Source organism: Rhodococcus sp. R1101, assembly GCF_000278445.1.
Taxonomy (GTDB): domain Bacteria; phylum Actinomycetota; class Actinomycetes; order Mycobacteriales; family Mycobacteriaceae; genus Rhodococcus; species Rhodococcus gordoniae.
The window spans coordinates 1-2,363 of sequence record NZ_AJVB01000553.1; the positions used below are offsets into that span (position 1 = coordinate 1).

Annotated in this window: 3 protein-coding genes; 1 reads left to right on the forward strand and 2 read right to left on the reverse strand. The window is 67.6% G+C overall.

Annotation, left to right across the window (positions count from 1 at the left end):
* Positions 1-197: 197 nt before the first annotated feature.
* Both R1101_RS0121435 and R1101_RS0121440 read right to left on the reverse strand, forming a co-directional pair.
* A complete protein-coding gene (locus R1101_RS0121435; RefSeq protein WP_016935303.1) occupies positions 198-1,172 on the reverse strand; it encodes a carbohydrate kinase family protein in 975 nt (324 codons plus the stop codon).
* 130 nt (positions 1,173-1,302) lie between these two features.
* A complete protein-coding gene (locus R1101_RS0121440; RefSeq protein ID WP_006554400.1) occupies positions 1,303-1,653 on the reverse strand; it encodes a HesB/IscA family protein in 351 nt (116 codons plus the stop codon).
* Between the two features lie 140 nt (positions 1,654-1,793).
* Between R1101_RS0121440 and R1101_RS0121445 the strand changes: the two genes are divergently transcribed.
* A partial coding sequence (locus R1101_RS0121445; protein WP_016935304.1) for a DUF3043 domain-containing protein occupies positions 1,794-2,363 on the forward strand: 570 nt, incomplete at its 3' end.

Consider the following 2,363-nt stretch of genomic DNA (forward strand, 5'->3'; position numbering starts at 1 on the left):
GACCGGCCCGATCGATCACAGCCGACGCCTCTGGACGGTGCTGTGTTTCATGGTCTGGCACGGGATCTTCGTGGAGAAGCGCATCGTGCCGCAGATCCAGGAACCGGCCTACCCGGTCGAGATCTGACGGTCACGACGAGAAACGGCCGCGAGCTCCCTCACCGGGGCTCGCGGCCGTTCGTCGTTCCGGTCCGCTGTCAGACGCCGAGAACCGCGCCGATCTCGTCGGCGGCGGCGGTGCCGTAGGCGTCGGCGAGACGCTTGAGAGCGTCGGTGCGGTCGAAGGTCCATTCCTGGGTGCCGGTGGTCTCGAGGACGTGTACCGCGACCAGCGAGCCGAGCTGCGCGGCGCGTTCGATGCTCAGGCCGGAGCGGTGGCCGAGCAGGAAGCCGGCGCGGAAGGCGTCGCCGACACCGGTGGGGTCGACCTTGGCGCGTTCGGGCACCACACCGACCTGCACCGTGTTGCCGTCGCGGTCGACGATCTTCGCACCGTCGCCGCCGAGGGTGGTGATGCGCATCCCCACTTTCGCCTGCACCTCGTCCTCGGTGAGCCCGGTCTTCTGCAGCAGCAGTCCCCACTCGTACTCGTTGGTGAACAGGTACTCGGCGCCGTCGATGAGCTGTTCGGTCTCCTGGCCGTTCAGGCGGGCGAGCTGCTGGGACGGGTCGGCGACGAACGGAATCCCGAGCCGGCGGCACTCCTCGGTGTGCCGGATCATCGCGTCGGGATCGTTGGCACCGACGAGCACGAGGTCGACGCCGTGCTTCTCCACCACGTCCGCGATCGAGATCTCACGGGCCTCGGACATCGCGCCGGGATAGAACGAGGCGATCTGCGCCATATCCAGGTCGGTGGTGCACACGAAGCGCGCGGTGTGAGCGGTGTGCGAGATCCGCACGGACGAACAGTCGACTCCGTGGTTCTCGAGCCACGTGCGGTACTCGGTGAAGTCGGCACCGACGGCGCCGACGAGCACCGGCGTTCCGCCGAGGACGCCCATCGCGAACGCGATGTTGCCTCCCACTCCGCCGCGCCGGACGACGAGGTCGTCGACGAGGAAGCTCAGGGAGATGTGCGCGAGCTGGTCGGCGAGCAGCTGCTCGGCGAACCGGCCGGGGAAACGCATGAGGTGGTCGGTGGCAATGGAACCGGTCACGGCGATGGTCACGTGGCTGAGCCTTTCCGCGGATGTCGGGTGGTGTGGCTGCTCACACGGAGAGCCGTAGCGGTCCCACGGTACTACCGCGGACACGACGGAACCCCGGCGCCGTGAAGCGCCGGGGTTCCGAAGTGCGTCCTCAGTTGAACGAGTCGCCGCAGGCGCACGACCCCGTGGCGTTCGGGTTGTCGATGGTGAAGCCCTGCTTCTCGATGGTGTCGACGAAGTCGATCGACGCACCCTCGACGTACGGCGCACTCATCCGGTCGACGGCGAGCGTCACACCGGCGAATTCCTTGGTGAGGTCTCCGTCCAGCGTGCGATCGTCGAAGAACAGCTGGTACCGCAGACCGGCACAGCCTCCGGGCTGCACGGCGATACGCAGAGCGAGGTCGTCGCGGCCCTCCTGATCGAGCAGTGCCTTCGCCTTCGCAGCGGCGGCCTCGGTCAGGATGACGCCGTGAGTATCGGTCTCTTGCTGCACAGTCATGGGCGCTCCCTGTCGTTCGTGTCGAAACCCGATGGTTCAACGGTACCGCGCCGGAATCTATTCCTCGTGGACGAGTTGCGCCGAGCGTGGTATGGCACGCGGATTTTCCGCTTCTCTCCACTATCCCATAGCCTGGTGGTGTGAAGTTGCTACGCCGCGGTGGTTCCGACGACTCCGCCGATCACCAGGTTCCTGCGACCGAGGACTCCCCGGCCGCGACTCCCGACGACTCCGCGGCCGCGAAAGCGACCGCCGGCAAAGGGCGCCCGACGCCCAAACGGCGCGACGCCGAGAGCCGCCGTCGCGGCCCCGTCGCTCCCGCTCCCCTGACCGCGAAGGAAGCACGCGAGCGGCGTAAGGCCGCGCGCAAGTCGCAGAGCAAGGACGAGCGCAAGGCGGCCGCAGCGCAGCGCCGCGCCGATGCCTCCGAGCGCCGCAACCGGATGCTTGCGGGCGAGGAGAAGTTCCTGCTCCCCCGCGACCGCGGCCCGGTGCGCGCCTACGTGCGTGATCTCGTCGACAGCCGGCGCAATCTCGTCGGACTGTTCATGCCGCTCGCGCTCGTGCTGATCATGTCGATGTTCCTCGGCCCGGTGGTGCAGCAGTACGTCACCCTCGCGATGTTCGTGATGATGCTGCTGATGGTCATCGAAGGGGTCTACCTCGGGCGCATGGTCAACAAGAAGGTGCGCGAGCGTTTCCCGGATTCG